18 protein-coding genes are annotated in these 18971 nt (G+C 48.0%); 11 read left to right on the top strand and 7 right to left on the bottom strand.

Going from position 1 to position 18971, the window contains the following annotated elements:
• Window positions 1–25: 25 nt before the first annotated feature.
• The 4 genes from ACFQRK_RS17575 (at window position 26) to ACFQRK_RS17560 (ending at window position 4017) form a co-directional block, all read left to right on the top strand.
• Window positions 26–547, top strand: a complete 522-nt coding sequence (locus ACFQRK_RS17575; protein WP_379009041.1) for a DUF2911 domain-containing protein — start codon at window positions 26–28, stop codon at window positions 545–547.
• 250 nt (window positions 548–797) lie between these two features.
• Window positions 798–1676, top strand: a complete 879-nt coding sequence (rfbA, locus tag ACFQRK_RS17570) for a glucose-1-phosphate thymidylyltransferase RfbA (protein ID WP_379009039.1) — start codon at window positions 798–800, stop codon at window positions 1674–1676.
• A gap of 165 nt (window positions 1677–1841) precedes the next feature.
• Window positions 1842–2981, top strand: coding sequence for a GDP-mannose 4,6-dehydratase (gene gmd, locus ACFQRK_RS17565; RefSeq protein WP_379009037.1), 1140 nt, complete (start codon window positions 1842–1844; stop codon window positions 2979–2981).
• 97 nt (window positions 2982–3078) lie between these two features.
• Window positions 3079–4017 (top strand): hypothetical protein, encoded by a 939-nt coding sequence (locus ACFQRK_RS17560; RefSeq protein ID WP_379009036.1) that lies wholly within the window; start codon window positions 3079–3081, stop codon window positions 4015–4017.
• A 36-nt stretch (window positions 4018–4053) separates the two neighbouring features.
• Here ACFQRK_RS17560 and ACFQRK_RS17555 read toward each other — a convergent pair whose 3' ends face one another.
• The 5 genes from ACFQRK_RS17555 to ACFQRK_RS17535 all read right to left on the bottom strand — a co-directional run bounded on the left by ACFQRK_RS17555 (window position 4054) and on the right by ACFQRK_RS17535 (window position 12211).
• Window positions 4054–7818 (bottom strand): ATP-binding protein, encoded by a 3765-nt coding sequence (locus ACFQRK_RS17555; RefSeq protein ID WP_379009034.1) that lies wholly within the window; start codon window positions 7816–7818, stop codon window positions 4054–4056.
• 58 nt (window positions 7819–7876) lie between these two features.
• Window positions 7877–8647: a succinate dehydrogenase/fumarate reductase iron-sulfur subunit gene (locus tag ACFQRK_RS17550; RefSeq protein ID WP_379009032.1), complete on the bottom strand. Its 771-nt coding sequence runs from the start codon at window positions 8645–8647 to the stop codon at window positions 7877–7879.
• An 80-nt stretch (window positions 8648–8727) separates the two neighbouring features.
• The gene (locus ACFQRK_RS17545; protein WP_379009031.1) at window positions 8728–10659 is read right to left on the bottom strand and encodes a fumarate reductase/succinate dehydrogenase flavoprotein subunit; all 1932 of its coding nucleotides are present in this window, start codon (window positions 10657–10659) and stop codon (window positions 8728–8730) included.
• A gap of 12 nt (window positions 10660–10671) precedes the next feature.
• Complete coding sequence (locus tag ACFQRK_RS17540) at window positions 10672–11445, bottom strand: succinate dehydrogenase cytochrome b subunit (protein WP_379009029.1); 774 nt, start codon at window positions 11443–11445, stop codon at window positions 10672–10674.
• 169 nt (window positions 11446–11614) lie between these two features.
• The gene (locus ACFQRK_RS17535; protein WP_379009027.1) at window positions 11615–12211 is read right to left on the bottom strand and encodes a porin family protein; all 597 of its coding nucleotides are present in this window, start codon (window positions 12209–12211) and stop codon (window positions 11615–11617) included.
• A gap of 175 nt (window positions 12212–12386) precedes the next feature.
• Here ACFQRK_RS17535 and ACFQRK_RS17530 point away from each other — a divergent pair, with 175 nt between their 5' ends.
• From ACFQRK_RS17530 to msrA, 6 genes are all read left to right on the top strand, one after another.
• Complete coding sequence (locus tag ACFQRK_RS17530) at window positions 12387–12602, top strand: hypothetical protein (protein ID WP_379009026.1); 216 nt, start codon at window positions 12387–12389, stop codon at window positions 12600–12602.
• Window positions 12603–12614: 12 nt separating this feature from the next.
• The gene (locus ACFQRK_RS17525; RefSeq protein ID WP_379009023.1) at window positions 12615–12953 is read left to right on the top strand and encodes a tRNA-binding protein; all 339 of its coding nucleotides are present in this window, start codon (window positions 12615–12617) and stop codon (window positions 12951–12953) included.
• 33 nt (window positions 12954–12986) lie between these two features.
• Entirely contained in the window at window positions 12987–13463 is a 477-nt protein-coding gene (locus ACFQRK_RS17520) for a nucleoside deaminase (protein ID WP_379009021.1), read from the top strand.
• A 169-nt stretch (window positions 13464–13632) separates the two neighbouring features.
• Window positions 13633–14244: a superoxide dismutase gene (locus ACFQRK_RS17515; RefSeq protein ID WP_379009019.1), complete on the top strand. Its 612-nt coding sequence runs from the start codon at window positions 13633–13635 to the stop codon at window positions 14242–14244.
• A gap of 133 nt (window positions 14245–14377) precedes the next feature.
• On the top strand, window positions 14378–15406 hold the full coding sequence (locus ACFQRK_RS17510) for a zinc-binding dehydrogenase (protein ID WP_379009018.1): 1029 nt from the start codon (window positions 14378–14380) through the stop codon (window positions 15404–15406).
• A 163-nt stretch (window positions 15407–15569) separates the two neighbouring features.
• Window positions 15570–16130 (top strand): peptide-methionine (S)-S-oxide reductase MsrA, encoded by a 561-nt coding sequence (gene msrA / locus ACFQRK_RS17505; protein ID WP_379009017.1) that lies wholly within the window; start codon window positions 15570–15572, stop codon window positions 16128–16130.
• Between the two features lie 12 nt (window positions 16131–16142).
• Here msrA and ACFQRK_RS17500 read toward each other — a convergent pair whose 3' ends face one another.
• Together ACFQRK_RS17500 and ACFQRK_RS17495 are read right to left on the bottom strand one after the other, a co-directional pair.
• Complete coding sequence (locus ACFQRK_RS17500; protein WP_379009016.1) at window positions 16143–16601, bottom strand: DinB family protein; 459 nt, start codon at window positions 16599–16601, stop codon at window positions 16143–16145.
• A complete protein-coding gene (locus tag ACFQRK_RS17495) occupies window positions 16598–17344 on the bottom strand; it encodes an SDR family oxidoreductase (protein WP_379009013.1) in 747 nt (248 codons plus the stop codon). Before ACFQRK_RS17495 ends, ACFQRK_RS17500 begins: the two co-directional genes overlap by 4 nt.
• A 169-nt stretch (window positions 17345–17513) precedes the next feature.
• Between ACFQRK_RS17495 and ACFQRK_RS17490 the strand changes: the two genes are divergently transcribed.
• Entirely contained in the window at window positions 17514–18938 is a 1425-nt protein-coding gene (locus ACFQRK_RS17490) for a PLP-dependent aminotransferase family protein (RefSeq protein ID WP_379009011.1), read from the top strand.
• Window positions 18939–18971: the final 33 nt, after the last annotated feature.

Here is an 18971-nt window from a genome sequence, read left to right as displayed (position 1 = left end):
GATTGTAAACTTAATAATTAAAACGATGAAAGCAATTGCATTATCTTTCGTGTTTGTATTAGCCCTCTCGGCGCTGTCGTTCGGGCAGAAGGACAAAAGTAAGCGGGCAAGTCCTCCGGATCGCGCAACCGTGACGACAACAGACGGTGTCACCATAGACATCAACTACAGTAAGCCTTCGTTGAAGGGTCGCAAAATCGGCGTAGATATCGCGCCGTTCGGCAAAGTGTGGCGGACCGGAGCAAACGAAGCCACCACGTTTGAAATAGACAAGGATGTGTTGATTCAAGGGAAACCGCTTCCGGCGGGGAAATACAGTTTGTATTCTATTCCCAACGAGCAGAACACAACCATCATTTTTAACAAAGTGTGGGATCAATGGGGGACTCAGTACGACGAGGCCCAAGATGCACTTCGAGTGGTTGCGACAGCCAGTGAAAATGCGCAGTCTGTCGAGCAGTTTACTATCCGGGCAGATAAAGCCGGTACAGTCACCCTGCTCTGGGGGCCTTATTCGGTTCCTTTTACGGTGAAAGCCGCTAAATAATAAGAAGCTGTAAACTTTGTGGATGTCGCGGACGATAACTTGTCACAGGCATCCACGAAGTTTTTGATCAACTAAACCCCAACATGCCGATATTATTAATACTTTTGGCACGTTACAACCAACGTGCAATTGCGGCGAACGTGCTTGGTCAACGCTTGATGAAACGTCATGAAACTTTCGAAAGCTGAATGCACGCCGGTCGCGGAAGGAAGCACGCTGAAACAGACAATAGATCAATAATTATTTTCTAATGAAAGGTATTATTTTGGCCGGAGGCTCAGGTACACGTTTACACCCGTTAACACTGGCGGTAAGCAAACAATTGATGCCCGTGTATGACAAGCCCATGATTTATTACCCACTATCGACACTGATGTTGTCAGGAATTCGCGAAGTGTTGATCATATCAACTCCCCACGACCTGCCGGCTTTCCAGAAACTGCTGGGAGATGGTTCGCAACTGGGGTGTTCGTTTTCCTATGCAGTGCAGGAAGTCCCTAATGGATTGGCTCAGGCATTTGTAATCGGAGAGGGGTTCGTCGGCCACGACCCGGTGGCTTTGATACTGGGTGATAATATATTCCATGGCGAGGGGTTGTCGCGCTTATTACAGCAAAGTGCAAACCTATCCGATGGAGGCGGTGTCGTGTTTGCCTATCCGGTGTCTGACCCCGAGCGTTACGGTGTGGTCGAATTCGATGCGCAACGTAAGGTAGTTTCCATCGAGGAAAAGCCGACGGCTCCCAAATCCAATTATGCAGTGCCAGGATTGTACTTTTACGACAATTCGGTTGTTGAAATTGCCAAGGGTATACAACCTTCGGCTCGCGGTGAATACGAGATCACGGATGTGAATAGGGTGTATCTGGAACGGGGGCAGCTCAAAGTGGGTGTTTTTAGTCGCGGCACGGCTTGGCTGGACACGGGCACCTTTACTTCCTTGATGCAGGCCGGGCAATTTGTGCAGGTTATCGAAGAACGCCAAGGGTTGAAAATTGGGTGTATTGAAGAGGTTGCCTACCGCATGGGATTTATTGACAGCCAGCAACTGGAAACCATTGCGCAGCCGTTATTAAAAAGTGGCTACGGGCAGTATTTGTTGAAGTCGGTGTTGAAGAAACTTGCTTGATCGGCCACTCAAAAAGGCGCGAAACCGTTTATTCGGATGAACCTGCCCATGAAAATGTGGGTTCCCTGACACAATTGAAGAACATACTTAGCGAAGCGATCTCATGATACCGCTAAAAACAAATACGAGATCAATAATCATTTGAGGGAAAAATAGTCATAGAACATGTCAAAGACCGCGTTGATTACAGGCATAACCGGGCAGGACGGTGCATACCTGGCCGAGTTCCTACTAAAAAAAGGATATCGGGTACACGGCTTGAAACGGCGGAGCTCGCTGTTTAATACAGATCGTATCGACCACCTGTATCAAGACCCGCACGAGCCCAATCGCCATTTCACGTTGCATTATGGAGACCTTACCGATGCAACTAATCTGATCCGGATTATCCAGGAAATCCAACCGGATGAGATTTACAACCTTGCCGCACAGAGCCACGTAAAAGTAAGCTTTGACACACCTGAATATACGGCAAATGCCGATGGATTGGGTGCACTCCGGATACTGGAGGCCATCCGCTTACTGGGATTGGCCGACAGATGCCGCTTTTACCAAGCCGCAACATCTGAGCTTTACGGCCTTGTTCAGGAGGTGCCTCAACACGAAAGAACCCCCTTTTACCCACGAAGTCCGTATGCCGTGGCCAAACTGTATGCGTATTGGATTACCGTTAATTACCGGGAAGCATACAACCTCTTTGCTTGCAATGGCATATTGTTTAATCATGAAAGCCCAATCCGGGGGGAAACGTTTGTTACCCGGAAAATCACACGGGCCGTTGCGCGAATTGCACTCGGGCTGCAGGATAAATTGTATTTGGGCAATCTCTCGGCGCAGCGCGACTGGGGACACGCGAAGGATTACGTAGAAGCCATGTGGCTCATGTTACAGCAGGACACAGCGGAAGATTATGTCGTGGCAACGGGTGTGACCACGACGGTGCGCGATTTTGTAAAGATGGGATTTGCTGAGCTGGGTATCGATGTGGAATTCAGCGGGAAAGGGGACCTTGAAAAAGGGGTGATCATTGATGTGGACGAGCAGCGACTGATTGAATTGGCTATCAAACCCTCGGCTATTAAATTGGGACAGACGGTGGTCAAAGTAGATCCCGCTTATTACCGCCCGACCGAAGTGGATTTACTGATCGGCGATGCTACCAAGGCTCAGCAAAAATTGGGTTGGCGACCAAAATATACACTAAGTGCGTTGGTACAAGATATGATTCAATCTGACCTGCAGCTGATGCGCAAAGATGAATACCTGAAAGCAGGTGGCTTCGAAACACTGAATTATTTCGAATAATAGGTTGATTCTCTGATGTAAGTGGGGTCGGAAGGATGTTGGAACAATTTTTGCATGACGATGGATGTTGTAAGGAAAGGGGTCGCGTACGTAAACCATGCAAGAAACACATACCATGCAGGAAACAGGTTTCGAGTCCAAACCTGAGGAGATAAGAAAGGATTCAACCAAGATTTATTTCTTTATGGCAGCGATCGTCGCGTTGCTTGCTACCAATGTGTATTTTTATGTGAAGTATAAGAATACCGGCGATCAGGTTTATGAGCTGACGGGCGAGAAAGTCAATATGCGGGCTGAAATCGATCGTATCGAAGCCGAGATGAATCGATTGACCAAGGTAAACGTGGAACTTAATGCCACGCTAAAGGAGGCTCAGGATAGTGTACGGACCGTTATCGCATCTCTCCGGCATCAGCTGGAGCAAAATAACCTTACCCGGGAGGAATTGGCGGAGGCACGGCGAGAGATTAATCAGCTGAAGCTGCAAGTATCCCAATATGAAGGAGAAGTTGAACAGCTACGAAATCAAAACGACCGCCTTAGGTCAGAAAGAGATGAGTTAAAACGGGAAGTTTCGTCTTCCTCCGACCGGGTTGTGGCCCTGGAGGAACTAAATACCGACTTAACGGATAAAGTGAAGCTCGCATCGGCATTGAAACTCTCTGATATCGTCGTGAACGGCGTGCGGGAACGTAATGACGATAAAGAGAGTATAGAAACACGCGCAAGAAGAGCCGATAGGTTAAAAATTACCTTTACCATAGCTGATAATCCGTTAGCAGAAAAGGGGGTTCACGACGTGTATCTCCGTGTCATTGACCCAAATGGGAATTTGCGCACTGCAGATTATGGATTGTTTGAGGTGAATGGAAACCCGATTCAGTACACCTACAAAACAGCGATTGAATTTGTAAACGATGGGGCGTCCTACACCATCGACTGGAAGGATACCCGGGCCTTCCAAAAGGGTACCTATACCATCCTGCTGTACGCAGATAATGCCATGATGGGGCAGGGGAGTATCGTGTTGAAATAGAATAAACACGTAGGATAAATGCCCTAGTTGCCTTAATCAGACCAACAGCTGCTTGACGCGAACGGAAGGGATTCGAATAAAGAACGTGGTGCCCTTTCCAACATGGGTTTCATAGCGGATGCTTCCCCCCATTCCTTCAACCGCTTGCTTGACAAACGCCAATCCGAGGCCGGTTCCTGAACTCTTCGTGGTGAAATTGGGTTGGAAAAGCTTTTCCCGGGCCTCCACACTAATGCCATGGCCATTGTCTTGGATGGCGATCGACACATAGTGGTCGAGATCGTAATTGACGTGGATATCGATCACGCATTTCCGTTTGGTAATTGTCGCCTCGATGGAATTTTTGATTAAGTTATTGAACGTCCTTAGTAGCTGATCACGGTCCCCCTGAATTCGAATTTCAGAATCTCCACACCGGTTATGGATACGTATTTTGACGCCAATGTTGTTGTTGAAAACCTCCACGGCTTTATTCATGATGTCAAGGACGTCAACTTCCTTGAGTTGAGTATCCGGCATTCTGGCAAACTCCGAGAACTCCGACGCAATCAGAGAAAGGCTATCAATCTGTTCAATGAACGATTCACTGAATCTCGCAAATCGCTCATCGAACCGTGGATCCTTCTCTTTCCAGGAACGTTCAAGCTGTTGGATGCCGAGTTTCAACGGGGTAAGTGGGTTTTTAATTTCATGGGCTACTTGCTTTGCCATTTCCCGCCATGCTGATTCCCGTTCCGATCGCATGATCGTGTTGGCGCTTTGTTCCAATGCAGCAATCATGAGGTTGTACTCCTTGATCAAGCTTCCGATTTCATCATGGCGCTTCCAAAAGATCGGTTCATTTTGCTTGCCGATACTGGTTTTTGCCAGGCTGCGTTGCACCAGTGCGAGGGGAGCGGTAATTTTATTGGCCACGAATACGGCAAATAATCCCAATACGAGAATTACCAGCGCATAAATATTGACCAACGTATTGAGAAGCAGTCCAACATTTTGTTCAAACTCTTTCTGGTAACTATAGTGTGGCAAGCTTAGGAAAGCCACGGGCTCGTACGCGTCATTTCGAATAGGGGCGTACGCGGCAATAAAGTTCAGGCTGCCGATCTGTTCGTGCTGAATGAACTCCGACCGTTGCTGTCGGGCTAAGTGGAGCCAGGCCTTTGGGTTCACGTACCGGGAGGTCAGGCGAAGGTCGTAGATGCGCGGCTGGGTCGAATACGTCAGTTGTCCGTCAATCCCATACAGGTTGAGATCCGAGGCCACGGACTCTGCGATGGTGTTAAATTGCTCATCGGAGGATATCCCCCGGTTGATATTTGCTTCCTTCAGTATTTTAGATTCCAATCGGCTGGCGATGTCTACCACGTATTTCAATACGCCATTTTCCTGTTGTTTTCGAAACTGGCTGCTTATACTGAAAAACGTGATGATTCCGGTTACGATCAGCGTAAATACTACCGCTACGACCATAAAGGTTTGGATGCGCGTACTGTACAACACCCGGTTAGTAAGAATCAAGAAGCTCCATCGCAGGTTTCGCAAACTAAAGTCATTGCTGTTTAACGTCAGCACCAACCACCGCGAAATGAAGGCGAGTATAGCGAAGAACAGGAAGACCAGAAAAATAAAGGAGAGTGCCGCCAACTGCTTCCAGCTGCTTTGCTGTGGTTGGCTGATGACAATCAGTGTCCGGTTGTTAGGTCGATACATCATGTGATCGAACCCATCTTCGCTACCAAGAGGTATGTGTTTCCGTAAGTCGGGCGGATAGGCTTCAGATGAAAGCGGGTAGACGTAATCCCCATATTGGCTCACCAAGGTGCCGTCCCGATAGAATGCGAACGCATATTGGGTAGCTAACTCCGTTTGGCGCTGATCGATTCGATTATCGATAAGAATGTCGGGATAGGCGGCAAGCTGGTTGAACGACCGGTTTTGCAATTCAATAAGGAGAATACCCAAAAGGTTCCCGTTTTTCTCAACCGGCAACTGCGCGAAGTATTCAAAATTGCCGAACCGGCTGTTTCCCCGATAGAAATTTTCAGACACCTTAATGGCTCCCGATATTACCTTTTTGCGGTAAGCTTCCAGCTTGCTAACTGAACTTTCGCCGATGGGAATCCAATTGGTGTCATATTCATTGGCCGCAAATTCGTATTTTGAAAGATAGCCACTCAGGTAGGTTCTTTTCAGGTGTTCATTCAGCAAATCCCGATTCTCGTCCTTCGGCTGCTCAAAATATTCGATCAGGACGGGATCTTTTACAATCTCTTTTTCCAGATCGTGAAACAAGGCGAGCGCATTGGCATCATCTACCGCCTCCATTTTGAAAATGGCTTGTTTTTGTGCTTCTGCCCTTTTTTTTCGCTGGAATTGGTCGTGTTTAATGGCCGTAATCGCAGCAAGCGTTAACAGGGTCGATATAAAGATGGCTAAATCAAATTGACCTTTCCATTTTTTCAAGTACCAGCCTCGTAATCCGATCAGCACAAAAAGCAATATAAATGTAAGCGGAAAGTGGTCGAGGGAAAACTCGGCAAAGAAGACACTGCGTATTATGCCAGCGCATACAATAAAGGAAACACCAATAAAAAGGAGCCGTTTGGCATCGGGAACAAGCGTGTGCGCAAGAGCCACAAGCAAATCAATCAACAGAAGCAATGACATAATGCTAAGGCACAGGGCCACAATGCCAATCCAACTGTATACAGTAAGATTCAATATATTGGTGACGTCAAAGTTGATGTCTGAATTGGTAACCAACCCGGCAAAGACGTCGGTTATACCCAGGCTCACTACGTAGATGAGTAATCCAAATAGCAGAAGAAGAATAAAGCTACCCGTTTTGGTGTATCCGAAAGCGGGGATTTTTAGCTGGTCACGGAAAGTAAAAAGGTATCCGGTAAACCAAGTGAAGGCAATGACATTAAGTAATAGACCGCCCAGGTGCGGAAATAGAAAGCTGGAAGCGAAATTTCTCGGATCGAAAATTCCGGTGTAGAAATGAGAAGCTAACCATCCGTAATGAAGCTCCAGGTAGCGGATGCCTGCAAGACCACCCGCAAGCAGTAGAACCGAATACCACACCCATCCCCGTTTGGCGATCCATATGCAAATGATGTTGAGTAATGTCACAACGCAAAAGCCCGCCAGCAACCACATGGCAAGTTCCAGTTTCGAGAAGAAGGTGTCGTGCTGCCCATCGCGTAGTTTGACCGAAAACAGATACTCGCCGGTTACACTTCGGATATTGTGAATCAATTGATCGTCGTATCCGGCAATTTCAAGGTTATTGGTCTCGATGAGGTTTTTCGAGAATACGTTCTGTAGATAATCGTTGTTTTTTTGGAACTCTGATTTTATTGGAATGAGGAACAATACGGTAAAGTTACCCGTACTCTTTTTGATGGATTCGTACCATCCATTGTCCGTTTGTATAATGCCAACTCCGTTGGGTATGCCTGCATCGGTCTTGGGGACGAACTTATCCGTTCCCCAGAAGGTCAATTCGTTGTTTACGTACGTGAATGGAAATATATCATTTTGGTCAACGAAATAGTCAAGGATATCTTCGGTGAGTTTGACATCGGTGTCCAATGCCTTCAGCGCATTAAAGCGGCTGGTATCGTTTAGGAAGTCGAAAACGATTTGTTCCTTCTTATGCAGATTGTGTTGGACTGTACCTGCGTCCAGGAGAAGGATTTCTTCATCATTGAATGTAAGGTTAATGGAAATGGCAGTGCCGATGAAACACAACGTTAGCACCAGCAAAAGCAACCTTATTTTGACGACCGTACTCAACTTTTAGACGGGTTAATCACGTAAAAATAGCAAATCCCCCGCTAAATGCCAATTTGGATCAATGTGCTTCCTCTTCCTTCAGGATTTTGGCACCGAGGTATTCGCGGTTCATCCGCGCAATATTTGTGAGTTTAATTCCAACAGGACATTCCGCTTCACAGGCACCGGTGTTGGTGCAGCTGCCAAAACCTTCTGCATCCATTTGCGCCACCATGGCTTGTGCGCGGCTGTAGCGCTCGGTTTGTCCTTGAGGCAATAACGCATATTGTGAAATTTTTGCCGAGACGAACAACATGGCCGACGCATTTTTACAGGCCGCTACGCAGGCCCCGCAGGCGATGCATGTCGCCGATTCAAAAGCCTCGTCTGCTACAATTTTCGGAATAGGGATGCTATTCGCATCCGGTACCCCACCGGTATTTACATTGATATATCCGCCGGCTTGTTGAATGCGGTCAAAAGCCGAACGATCAACGGCCAGGTCTTTGATTACGGGAAAAGCGGCCGCTCGCCAAGGCTCAATAACGATGGTCTGCCCATCATGGAAGCTGCGCATGTGCAGTTGGCAGGTAGTCGTCCCTTGTTTCGGACCGTGTGGACGTCCATTAATATGTAAGGAACACATCCCACAAATGCCCTCGCGGCAATCATGGTCAAAGTGGATGGGGTCTTCCCCTTTCCGTACCAGGCCTTCGTTGACAACGTCCAGCATTTCCAAAAAAGACATATCCGGCGAAATTCCGTTGGCTTGGTAGGTTATGAATTTACCCCTTGTTTTGTCATTTTTTTGACGCCACACTTTGAGCGTCAGGTTCATGTTTCCACTCATTGCTTCTTTATTTACGGATTTAGATTACGACGGCAGATTTCCCCTGAATTTACCTACAATCTAAAATCCACAATCTAAAATCATTTATAGCTTCGCTGTGTCAGCTTAACATTTTCAAATTCCAGCGATTCCTTGTGAAGTACCTCTGGCTGATTTTCACCCATGTATTCCCAAGCGGACACATATCGGAAGTTTTCGTCGTCACGTTTCGCCTCTCCTTCTTCGGTTTGACTCTCTTCACGGAAATGCCCGCCACAGGATTCACGGCGGTTCAGCGCATCGTCAACCATCAGTTCTCCCAATTCGATAAAATCCGCTACACGGCCGGCTTTTTCCAGCGACTGATTCATTTCTTCGTTTTCGCCTATGACCGTTACATCAGACCAGAATTCCCTTCGCAGTTCCTGAATAAGTCCCTTAGCTTTCGTCAAGCCCGTTTCGTTACGCGCCATCCCGCAATATTCCCACATAATGTGCCCCAGCTTTTTATGGATGTCGTCCACCGTTTTGCTTCCCTTTAGCGAAAGCAATTTGTGTACATTTTCTTCCACTTCTTTACGGGTTTTTTCGAAATTCGGATGGTTTTTGTCGACGGGATCGAAGCCAAGTCCGGCTAAATAGTCGCCTACCGTATAGGGAATGACAAAGTAGCCATCGGCAAGCCCTTGCATAAGTGCCGAAGCACCAAGCCGGTTTGCGCCGTGATCGGAAAAGTTGCATTCGCCCAACGCATATAAGCCCGGAACCGAAGTCATCAGGTTGTAATCTACCCAGAGACCGCCCATGGTGTAGTGTACCGCGGGGTAAATCCGCATAGGCTGTTTGTATGGGTTTTCATCGGTAATTTGGTAGTACATGTCAAACAAGTTGCCATATTTAGCCCGTACCGTATCTTCACCCAAACGCTTGATCGCGTCTTCAAAATCCAGGAAAACGGCAATGCCTGATGCACCCACACCCCGGCCCTCGTCCACCACTTCCTTCGCATTGCGGGAAGCTACGTCCCGGGGAACCAAGTTTCCGAAAGAAGGATATTTACGTTCCAGGTAATAATCGCGGTCTTCTTCTTTGATATCCGAGATCTTAATTTCGCCTTTCCGTAATTTTTGCGCCAATTCAACGGTTTTAGGTACCCATACCCGTCCGTCATTGCGAAGTGATTCGGACATCAACGTCAATTTGGACTGATGGTCGCCCGTTACCGGAATACAGGTAGGGTGAATCTGCGTATAGCAAGGGTTTGCGAAGAACGCACCCCGTTTATGTGCGCGCCATGCGGCGGTAACATTACAACCCATGGCGTTTGTTGACAGGAAAAAAACGTTGCCATACCCACCCGTGCATAATAACACGGCATGGCCTGCATGGGATTCGATGGCGCCGGTTACCATATTACGGGTAATAATACCGCGTGCATGGCCATCAATGGTCACCAGGTCCAGCATTTCATGCCGGTTGTACATTTCTACCTTTCCTTTATTAATCTGGCGGTTCAGTGCCGAATAGGCACCAAGTAGAAGCTGCTGCCCCGTTTGTCCGCGGGCATAGAAGGTACGTGATACCTGGGCGCCGCCGAATGAGCGGTTATCCAGTAATCCCCCGTATTCACGGGCGAATGGTACACCCTGAGCCACACATTGATCGATGATGTTCACGGATACTTCCGCTAATCGGTATACGTTGGCTTCACGTGCGCGGTAGTCGCCCCCCTTGATGGTGTCATAAAACAGCCGATATACGCTGTCTCCATCGTTCTGATAGTTCTTTGCGGCGTTGATTCCCCCTTGTGCCGCAATGGAGTGTGCTCGTCTCGGGCTGTCCTGATAGCAGAAGGCCTTCACGTTATAGCCGAGCTCTGCCAGGGATGCAGCGGCAGACGATCCGGCCAATCCGGTGCCTACAACAAGGATGGTATATTTCCGTTTGTTCGCCGGATTGACCAGTTTCAGATTGAACTTATGTTTCGACCATTTTTCGGCCAAGGGCCCTGCTGGTACTTTTGAATCTAACATGTCACGAATCGCTTAGCTGGAAAAATAAAAATACAATGGCATGGCCGCAAACGCCAGGGGGATGATGATCCCAAAAAGCCAGATCCCTAGGAAGCGGATGACCGGTGCGTACTTTTTGTGGTCAAATCCCAGGGTTTGAAAAGCGCTTTTAAAACCATGGATCAGGTGAAATGAGAGGGCCGCCATGGCGATTACATAAAATGCAACCAGAAGCCAGTTTTTAAATGTAAATTGAACCTGCTTGTATAAATCTTTTGCCTTAAGTACCTCAACATCGTTGTCAATGTACTTAATGTAGTCTGTGTATTCATCCCCAATCAATTCGGTAACCGTGGTTTCCTGGGTGGCCAGATCCGTACGGTATTCGACATAAGGTACGCCATCATTGTGGTATTTCCACCAGAAATTGCTCATGTGCGTCACGATGAAAACCAACAGTACGGTACCCAATATTCCCATGTTGCGTGAACTCCAGGCACTGTTTTCAGATCCGCGGTACACAGCATAGCGGACGGGTCTTGCCTTCCGGTTTTGTATGGTCAAAACCAGCGCATAAATTGCGTGTATCACAATGGATGCATACAACAGGTAAGAGACGATCCGGATGGGGGTGAAGTGGGTCATGAAATGGGCATAGTCATTAAATGACTTGCCTTGGTCATCGTAAAACAACTGTAGGTTGCCAATAAGGTGGACGATTAGGAATGTACATAAAAACAGACCTGTTAAACTCATTATCAACTTCTTCCCCAGTGATGAAGAAAGCAGATGTTGTGATTTGCTCATTCTCCTCGATTATTTGCTTTTGGTAAGCAAATCTACCAATTGATTTAATATCGGTAAAAACAAACAAGCAAAATAGTTAATTTAGAACTGTTCTAAGTTTTGTGTGCGTGCATAAGAAAAGCCACGCCGGAGTGGCGTGGCTCTTCACCTAATTTCCGTCTGGAGCGTACTAAAATAATCGGTATCCGACTCCGACCGTCCAAAGATTCAACTTTTGGGGAGCACTCTCATTTTTACTCAATTCGCTAAGTCCATGTTCGTACCGCAAATCAACGCGAAAATTGCTGATATCAAGACCAAGTCCGCCGGTCACTGCCCATGCCTGGTTTTTGTATTCGCTAAATTCGGTCACCTGACGCAAAGACTCTCCGATGTTCTTATCTACAACAAACGATACAACCGGTCCGGCAACGATGCGCAACCCCGCTGGGCCAAGGCCGATGCGCGTACCCAACAACAGCGGTAAATCCAGCGACGTAAACGATACTTTTCCTTCCTCGTTTTCTTCTACCAATTTTGCTTCAGAACTTTTCCCTGTCAAGTAAAGCTCGGGTTGAAAATGAACCCCCGCACCGCCGATCCGGGCCCAAACACCGGCTTGATAACCGGTTCGTGTACTGGCGTCCAGCCAACCTCCTTCTTCCGATTTTAAACTGGAGAAGTTTAACCCAGCTTTTACGCCGAATTGCAAACTCGGCAATAATTGGGCATTTGCTCCCAAAATCGTCGACGTCACCAGGAAAGCGATCATAAAGTACTTTTTCATAGCAATAATTCGTTTAATTTTTAAGTAAAATACGGTTTTATAAACTGTTCTCGGGATGAACCGCAAAATTCAAGCCGAAAATCCGGAATCCACTCAAAGAAGCGGTACGAACGTGACCGAGATACAGCTTGGATATAAATGACAAGTTGAGTAAGTTTGTAGGCAAATCAGAAATATGGCAGCAATTCGCATCACTCCCGAGGAATGGGAAATCGTAAAAACGAAATTCAGACGGAAATACAATCATTTATCTGACGAAGACCTAGCGTTCGAACCGGGCAAAGAAGACGAATTGGTCGGCCGCTTAGCCAACCGCGTAAAGCGTACCCGCGATTACGTACTATTTACGCTGAAAAAGGGGTTGGCCGATTTGGAAGGAAATCGACTTTAAGGAACAGATCCCATGCAGGAAATTTCATGGCAGGACTTTGAAAAAGTGGAACTGCGCGTCGGCACGATCATAAGCGTTTCCGATTTTCCAAAGGCCAAGAAACCAGCCTATAAACTTCAGGTCGATTTCGGAGAAGATATCGGGGTTCTTCAAAGCAGCGCACAGATCACCCGGCATTACCAGAAGGATGACCTGATGGGAAAGCAAGTGATCGGTGTGGTGAATTTTCCGAAAAAGCAGATCGCAAACTTTATGTCCGAGTGCTTGATTACAGGTTTTGCCGATGAAAACGGTGATATTGTATTGAGCTCGGTGGAACGTCCGGTACCGAACGGAGCCAAACTAATCTAAAGGCAGGTTCCATAAGCCCTAATAAAATTGTTTATGAAATATATCAACTTTGAAGAGACCGGCGATACGGTTTCCGACGAAGTATACATGAAGGAGGCGTTGAAGGAAGCCCATAGAGCGCTGGAGCAGGGGGAGGTGCCGATCGGTGCAGTCATCGTATCCAATGGCCGGATTATCGGGCGTGGCCATAACCTGACCGAACGGCTGAATGACGTGACAGCGCATGCAGAAATGCAGGCATTTACCGCGGCAGCCAATTATATCGGTGGAAAATATTTACACCACTGTACCCTATATGTGACCATCGAGCCGTGTTTGATGTGCGCAGGGGCGGCATATTGGACGCAAATCACCCGCATTGTATTCGGAGCACGTGATGAAAAGCGTGGTTTTTCCAACCTGGGCAGCACGCATGTGCTGCATCCCAAAACAACTGTAATGAGCGGCGTATTGGAATCCGAGTGTGCGGGACTCATCACGTCATTTTTCCGTAATAAACGGATTAAATAATCGTTAAAAATTAATTTCACAAACAAAATCACGTCAATAATCGTTAGTTATGCTGGCAGGACCGTTTTTAACGGCAGGCATGCCCGGCAATGGAGTTGCTTTTGTGGGCAACTTTAGCTAAGTTTGTCCAACACTAATAACTAATTTTTAATTTAAAATAATACGTATTATGGCTTTTGAACTACCGGCGTTACCTTACGCCTCAGATGCATTAGAACCCCATATTGACAAAGAGACCATGGAAATCCACCACGGTAAGCATCACCAGGCTTATGTGGATAATCTTAACAAGGCCATTGCCGGTACAGATGCGGAAAATTTGACCATCGAGGAAATTTGCAAAAACATTTCAAAATACCCGGCGGCGGTACGTAACAATGGCGGAGGGCATTACAACCACTCGTTATTCTGGACGATTCTTTCTTCAAACGGTGGAGGCACACCGTCTGGCGACCTTGCTTCGGCCATTGACGAAACATTCGGCTCGTTTGATGAATTAAAAAAGAAATTGCAGGAAGCCGGAGCTACCCGCTTTGGTTCCGGATGGGCATGGCTGGTTGTAGATGGCTCGGGTAAATTGCAAGTGACATCTACCCCCAACCAGGATAACCCGCTGTTTGATATCGCAGAGGTAAAGGGCACGCCCATTCTTGGTATCGACGTGTGGGAGCATGCTTATTATTTAAAGTATCAAAACAAACGTCCGGGCTATCTGGAAGCGATTTTTAATGTAATTGATTGGAATGCGGTAGGTCAGCGCTACGCGGAGGCAAAGAAGTAAAAAGTAAGAAGTAAACTAAAAAAGCGGCCTTACATGCTTGTATGAGCCGCTTTTTTTGGCTGTATAGCGCCCGAAATCCGAAGGACGGTAAGTTGAGGAGCGAGATTTGATAACTAAACGGCCTTTCTGGAAAATGAAAGCAATTATTCTAAGCGGAGTCAAAGAACCCTTGGTGTTGAAAGACGTGCCTTTGCCGCAATTAAGTGATTCCGAGGCGTTGGTGCGTGTCAAGGCTGCCGCATTTAATCGGCGCGATTGGTGGATACAGCAAGGCCAATATGCGGGCCTGAAATTTCCGATCATTCTGGGGTCGGATGGCGCCGGCATCGTTGAAGCGGTAGGTAGTGATGCCGATCAGCATTGGATTGGCAAAGAAGTGATCATCAACCCATCAATCGCATGGGGAACCCATGAAGCTTTTCAACAGAAGGCTTCGTCCATTTTGGGGCTGCCGCAAGATGGAACTTTTGCGGAGTACGTGCGTGTGCCCGTAGAAAATTTACACGAGAAACCGCAGCATTTGTCCTTTGAGGAAGCAGCGGCGTTACCCCTTGGGGGACTCACTGCATACCGTGCGCTTTTCAGCCGGGCCGGGTTGGTTGCCGGCGAAAAAGTGCTGGTCGTCGGTATTGGCGGTGGTGTAGCTTCCTTCGCTTTGCAGTTTGCCATACATGTGGGGGCTGAAGCATACGTTACCTCCGGGAGTTCGGCAAAAATTGAGCAGGCTATTGCTTTGGGCGCGGCGGGCGGAATATTATATACCGACGACAATTGGGCGCAGCAATTGAGGGAAGAGGCGGGCGGATTCGATGTGATCATAGACAGTTCATTGGGAGAAGCGTTCGTGCACCATCTCGACTTGATGAACCCCGGCGGCCGAATCGTGTTTTTTGGGGGGACCGCCGGAAATATCCCCCCACTTAACGCACGCAAAATATTCTGGAAACAACTTTCCCTGCTCGGAAGCACAATGGGATCTCCCCGCGACTTTGCCCACATGCTTGCGTTCGTTACCGATCATCACATAAAGCCCGTTGTGGACAGTGTGTATCCGTTAGGGAATGCCGAAGCGGCAATTCGGAATATGGACGATTCGTCTCAGTTTGGAAAGATTGTATTAAGCTTGGATGGCCGATACCCTATAGGCGAAGCGAATACCTAATATGGTGTATTTTTGAGATAGTTTACTAAAGACGAGTGCAGACCTTGTAAATTTGTCTGGAAAGCGCGATGATATGGTAAAAATGACAATATTTCTCGGGTGCGTGCTATTATCTGCTTCATGTCAGCGATTGGCTGGATCAAATGTTCCCCAGCCTCAAAACTTGCCTGATCATGCAAGCACACAGGGAGGGGTAGATACCGCGACATTTGCCGGCGGATGTTTTTGGTGCACCGAGGTTCAGTTTCAGCAATTGGAAGGCGTTGATACGGTCATATCCGGCTACACCGGTGGTGATATACGGAATCCGACTTACAAGCAGGTAACTACGGGAAAGACTGGCCATGCCGAGGCTATTCATGTGATTTATCGACCGGATGTGATCACCTATGACGAATTGCTGGAAGCGTTCTTTGTAGCACACGATCCGACGCAGCTTAACCGGCAGGGAAATGATATCGGCCCTCAGTACCGATCAGCTATTTTCTATCACGACGCGCAGGATAAGGAAAAGGCAACGTATTACATTCGGCGCCTGACGGAAGAGAAGGTTTACAACCGCCCCATCGTAACCACTTTAGAGCCTTATACCGAATTTTTCGTTGCAGAAGATTACCACCAGAACTATTTCAACCTCAATCCCGAGCAGGCATATTGCCAATACGTGATTGTCCCTAAATTGGATAAGTTCAAAAGCGTATTCAAAGAACGGTTGAAGAAATAAGCGAGTTTTGACCTATCGCTGGGGAATTGCCCGCTTATAAAAAATATAATCCGTAGCCAACGGCTCCATCCCATTTTGCCTGAACAGCAATGCCAGTTGTCCACGGTGATAGGTGGAATGATTGATGACGTGAAAGAGGATGTTACCAACCGTATTCGTAAAGGGCTGGCCATTACTGGTGGTATATGCGATTTCGTCAGTTAGCCCGGACCGGCCTAGTAGCGCGATCGTTTGGTCGTAATTGTGTCGGTCTGAGGCCAGGAATGTGTTACTTGGCCGGCTGTCCCATACCCCACAGCCGGTCGGTTGGCCCAAAATGCGATTATTCCAGATCTGATGGGCATTCAGTATGTGGCTGAACAACGCCATGGATTTTTCGTCGATTTTTTCCGGATTTGCGCTCATTAAAGCCGCTAACTGTTGATTGCAGTGATGGTTATAAGCAAATAGGTCTTCAAAAAAAGTGTTCATTTTCCTCCGCTTAATTCAATGAATGTACCGGTAACATACGAAGATTTTTCAGATACGAGCCACAGGATGGCCTCCGCCACCTCTTCTGCCGAGCCACCCCGTTGCATGGGAATGCTGTCTTTGAGTCGTTCAATGCGGTTAGGCTCGCCACCGGCTGCGTGAATATCCGTGTAGATAAAGGCTGGCCTTACGGCATTCACGCGAATTCCCTCGTTAGCTACTTCCTTGGACAATCCGAGGGTAAACGTATCCAAGGCGCCCTTTGACGCGGCGTAATCCAAGTACTCATTAGGCGCGCCGGTACGGGCCGCGAGTGACGAGACGTTAACAATGCAGCCACCGTTTCCTCCGAGCCTTGTTGACATACGTTTAACCGCTTCCTGTGCACACAGAAACTGTCCGATAACATTTGCCCCGAAAATCCGTTTAAGTCGCCCAGCATCCATATCAACCAGGCGCATCTGCTTTTCGAGAATCCCGGCGTTGTTTACCAGCGCGTCGAGCCGCCCAAGCAGACGGTCCGTTTCCGAAAACAGCCGGGCGACCTCGACGGGTTGGGAAATATCGGCTTGTATGGCAACTGCCGCACCGCCCGCTTCCTCGATTCGGGAAACGATCGCTTTGGCGGCAGTCTCGTTTGAGTGATAATTTACGGCTACCGCATAACCTTCCTTGGCTGCGAGAAGCGCAGTGGCTGCCCCGATACCACGGCTCGCTCCGGTAATGAGGATGTTTTTTTTCATGTCAAACCGTTATGTCGCTCCATGCCGAAGCGGGAATCAACTGTTCTGCCAATCCCGCGCGTCCAAGGTACCTCACCAGCATTCGGCTTTTACAAAAATGCATAAAATGAGGTTACCTATACAGATACAATTTAATTAATTTTGACCGTAGCAGTTTTGATCAACATATATGTCTAAAAACGGTTTACTCTACCAACGTATTGCCCATAACATCGAACACCAGATTAAGCATGACGTACTGAGAGTTGGTGATAAATTGCCATCCATCCGCATGATCTGCAGGGAACATGGCGTGAGCATGAGCACGGCATTGCAGGCATATTATGATTTGGAGAGCAAAGGATTGATCGAGTCCCGCCCCCAATCGGGGTATTACGTCACCTATTCGCACAAGCATTTTCCAGCGATGCCGGAAACCAGCAATCCGGTGTATCACCCGGATGCCAGCGGAACGGATGGGTTGGTGGCCCGGGTATATGCGGAACTGGGGAGGGAGACGAACCTAACGTTTTCGTTGGGGGCTCCCGCTGCGGAGCTGCTTCCCGTTGCCAAACTTAACAAGGCGGTTATCAACGCCATGCGTTCGCTACCGGCGGGAGGCACTTCGTATGAGCAGGTCCAGGGGAGCAGCAAGCTTCGGCAGCAGATTGCCCGGTGGTCATTTAGCTGGGGAGGTCACCTCCGGGAAAGCGATCTATTAACCACGGCGGGATGCATGAATGCCCTGACATATTCCCTGATGGCGCTAACCGAGCGGGGTGATACAATCGTCGTAGAAAGCCCGGTGTATTTCGGCGTGCTGCAATTGGCAAGGAGCCTGGGGTTGCAGGTGCTTGAGCTGCCCACCCATGCCGTAACAGGAATCGACCTCGATACGCTTAAAAAAACACTGCAAACAAAAAAAATAAAAGCTTGCCTGCTTGTGAGCAATTTCAGCAATCCCTTAGGAAGTTGTATGCCCGATGCACATAAAAAAGAAGTAGTGCGACTTATGGAGGTACATGGCGTTCCGTTGATTGAAGACGACCTCTACGGTGATGTGTACTTCGGCCAGCATCGTCCTAAGTCGTGCAAAACCTATGACGAAAGCGGTATCGTACTTTGGTGCGGATCGGTATCGAAAACGCTATCCCCAGGCTATAGGGTGGGGTGGGTAGCGCCGGGAAGATTCAAGGAGAAGGTCATCCGTACCAAACTTTACCATTCGATTTCGTCCACCACGCTGACCCAGGAAGCCATTGCGGGCTTTTTAGAAACCGGCCGCTATGAAAGCCATCTGCGCAAACTCAGGCACACCCTGCATACCAATTCGTTGCAATATCTCCGGGCCATTGGTGAGTATTTTCCTGAAAACACCAAGGTGAGCCGGCCGGAAGGCGGATTCTTGCTTTGGCTGGAGCTGCCTAAACAAGTCGATACGGTAAAGCTCTACGAAACGGCACTGAAATTCAAAATAAGCATCGCCCCTGGCAGAATGTTCACGCTTCAGGACCAGTATAACCATTGTGTCCGGCTCAGTTACGGATTGCTGTGGAATGAACGAGTAGATCAAGCGTTGAAGCTTCTGGGCAAATTGGCAAAACGAATGTGCTAGCAGCAGCCAACTAGCTCGATCCGCTTGATCACT

It is taken from the genome of Parapedobacter sp. GCM10030251 (genome assembly GCF_042666505.1).
GTDB lineage: Bacteria > Bacteroidota > Bacteroidia > Sphingobacteriales > Sphingobacteriaceae > Parapedobacter.
Note: the sequence above shows the minus strand (reverse complement) of the source record. Positions and strands in the feature narration are given on the sequence as shown.

Bases quoted from the DNA above. Each gene is read 5' to 3' on its own strand.
- ACFQRK_RS17545 (WP_379009031.1), bottom strand. From the start codon at position 10,659: ATGTTAGATTCAAAAGTACCAGCAGGGCCCTTGGCCGAAAAATGGTCG.
- ACFQRK_RS17560 (WP_379009036.1), top strand. From the start codon at position 3,079: ATGCAAGAAACACATACCATGCAGGAAACAGGTTTCGAGTCCAAACCT.
- ACFQRK_RS17550 (WP_379009032.1), bottom strand. From the start codon at position 8,647: ATGAGTGGAAACATGAACCTGACGCTCAAAGTGTGGCGTCAAAAAAAT.
- gmd (WP_379009037.1), top strand. From the start codon at position 1,842: ATGTCAAAGACCGCGTTGATTACAGGCATAACCGGGCAGGACGGTGCA.
- ACFQRK_RS17520 (WP_379009021.1), top strand. From the start codon at position 12,987: ATGAAATATATCAACTTTGAAGAGACCGGCGATACGGTTTCCGACGAA.
- ACFQRK_RS17535 (WP_379009027.1), bottom strand. From the start codon at position 12,211: ATGAAAAAGTACTTTATGATCGCTTTCCTGGTGACGTCGACGATTTTG.
- ACFQRK_RS17575 (WP_379009041.1), top strand. From the start codon at position 26: ATGAAAGCAATTGCATTATCTTTCGTGTTTGTATTAGCCCTCTCGGCG.
- ACFQRK_RS17525 (WP_379009023.1), top strand. From the start codon at position 12,615: ATGCAGGAAATTTCATGGCAGGACTTTGAAAAAGTGGAACTGCGCGTC.
- ACFQRK_RS17515 (WP_379009019.1), top strand. From the start codon at position 13,633: ATGGCTTTTGAACTACCGGCGTTACCTTACGCCTCAGATGCATTAGAA.
- ACFQRK_RS17495 (WP_379009013.1), bottom strand. From the start codon at position 17,344: ATGAAAAAAAACATCCTCATTACCGGAGCGAGCCGTGGTATCGGGGCA.
- ACFQRK_RS17530 (WP_379009026.1), top strand. From the start codon at position 12,387: ATGGCAGCAATTCGCATCACTCCCGAGGAATGGGAAATCGTAAAAACG.
- ACFQRK_RS17490 (WP_379009011.1), top strand. From the start codon at position 17,514: ATGTCTAAAAACGGTTTACTCTACCAACGTATTGCCCATAACATCGAA.
- ACFQRK_RS17510 (WP_379009018.1), top strand. From the start codon at position 14,378: ATGAAAGCAATTATTCTAAGCGGAGTCAAAGAACCCTTGGTGTTGAAA.
- ACFQRK_RS17540 (WP_379009029.1), bottom strand. From the start codon at position 11,445: ATGAGCAAATCACAACATCTGCTTTCTTCATCACTGGGGAAGAAGTTG.
- ACFQRK_RS17500 (WP_379009016.1), bottom strand. From the start codon at position 16,601: ATGAACACTTTTTTTGAAGACCTATTTGCTTATAACCATCACTGCAAT.
- rfbA (WP_379009039.1), top strand. From the start codon at position 798: ATGAAAGGTATTATTTTGGCCGGAGGCTCAGGTACACGTTTACACCCG.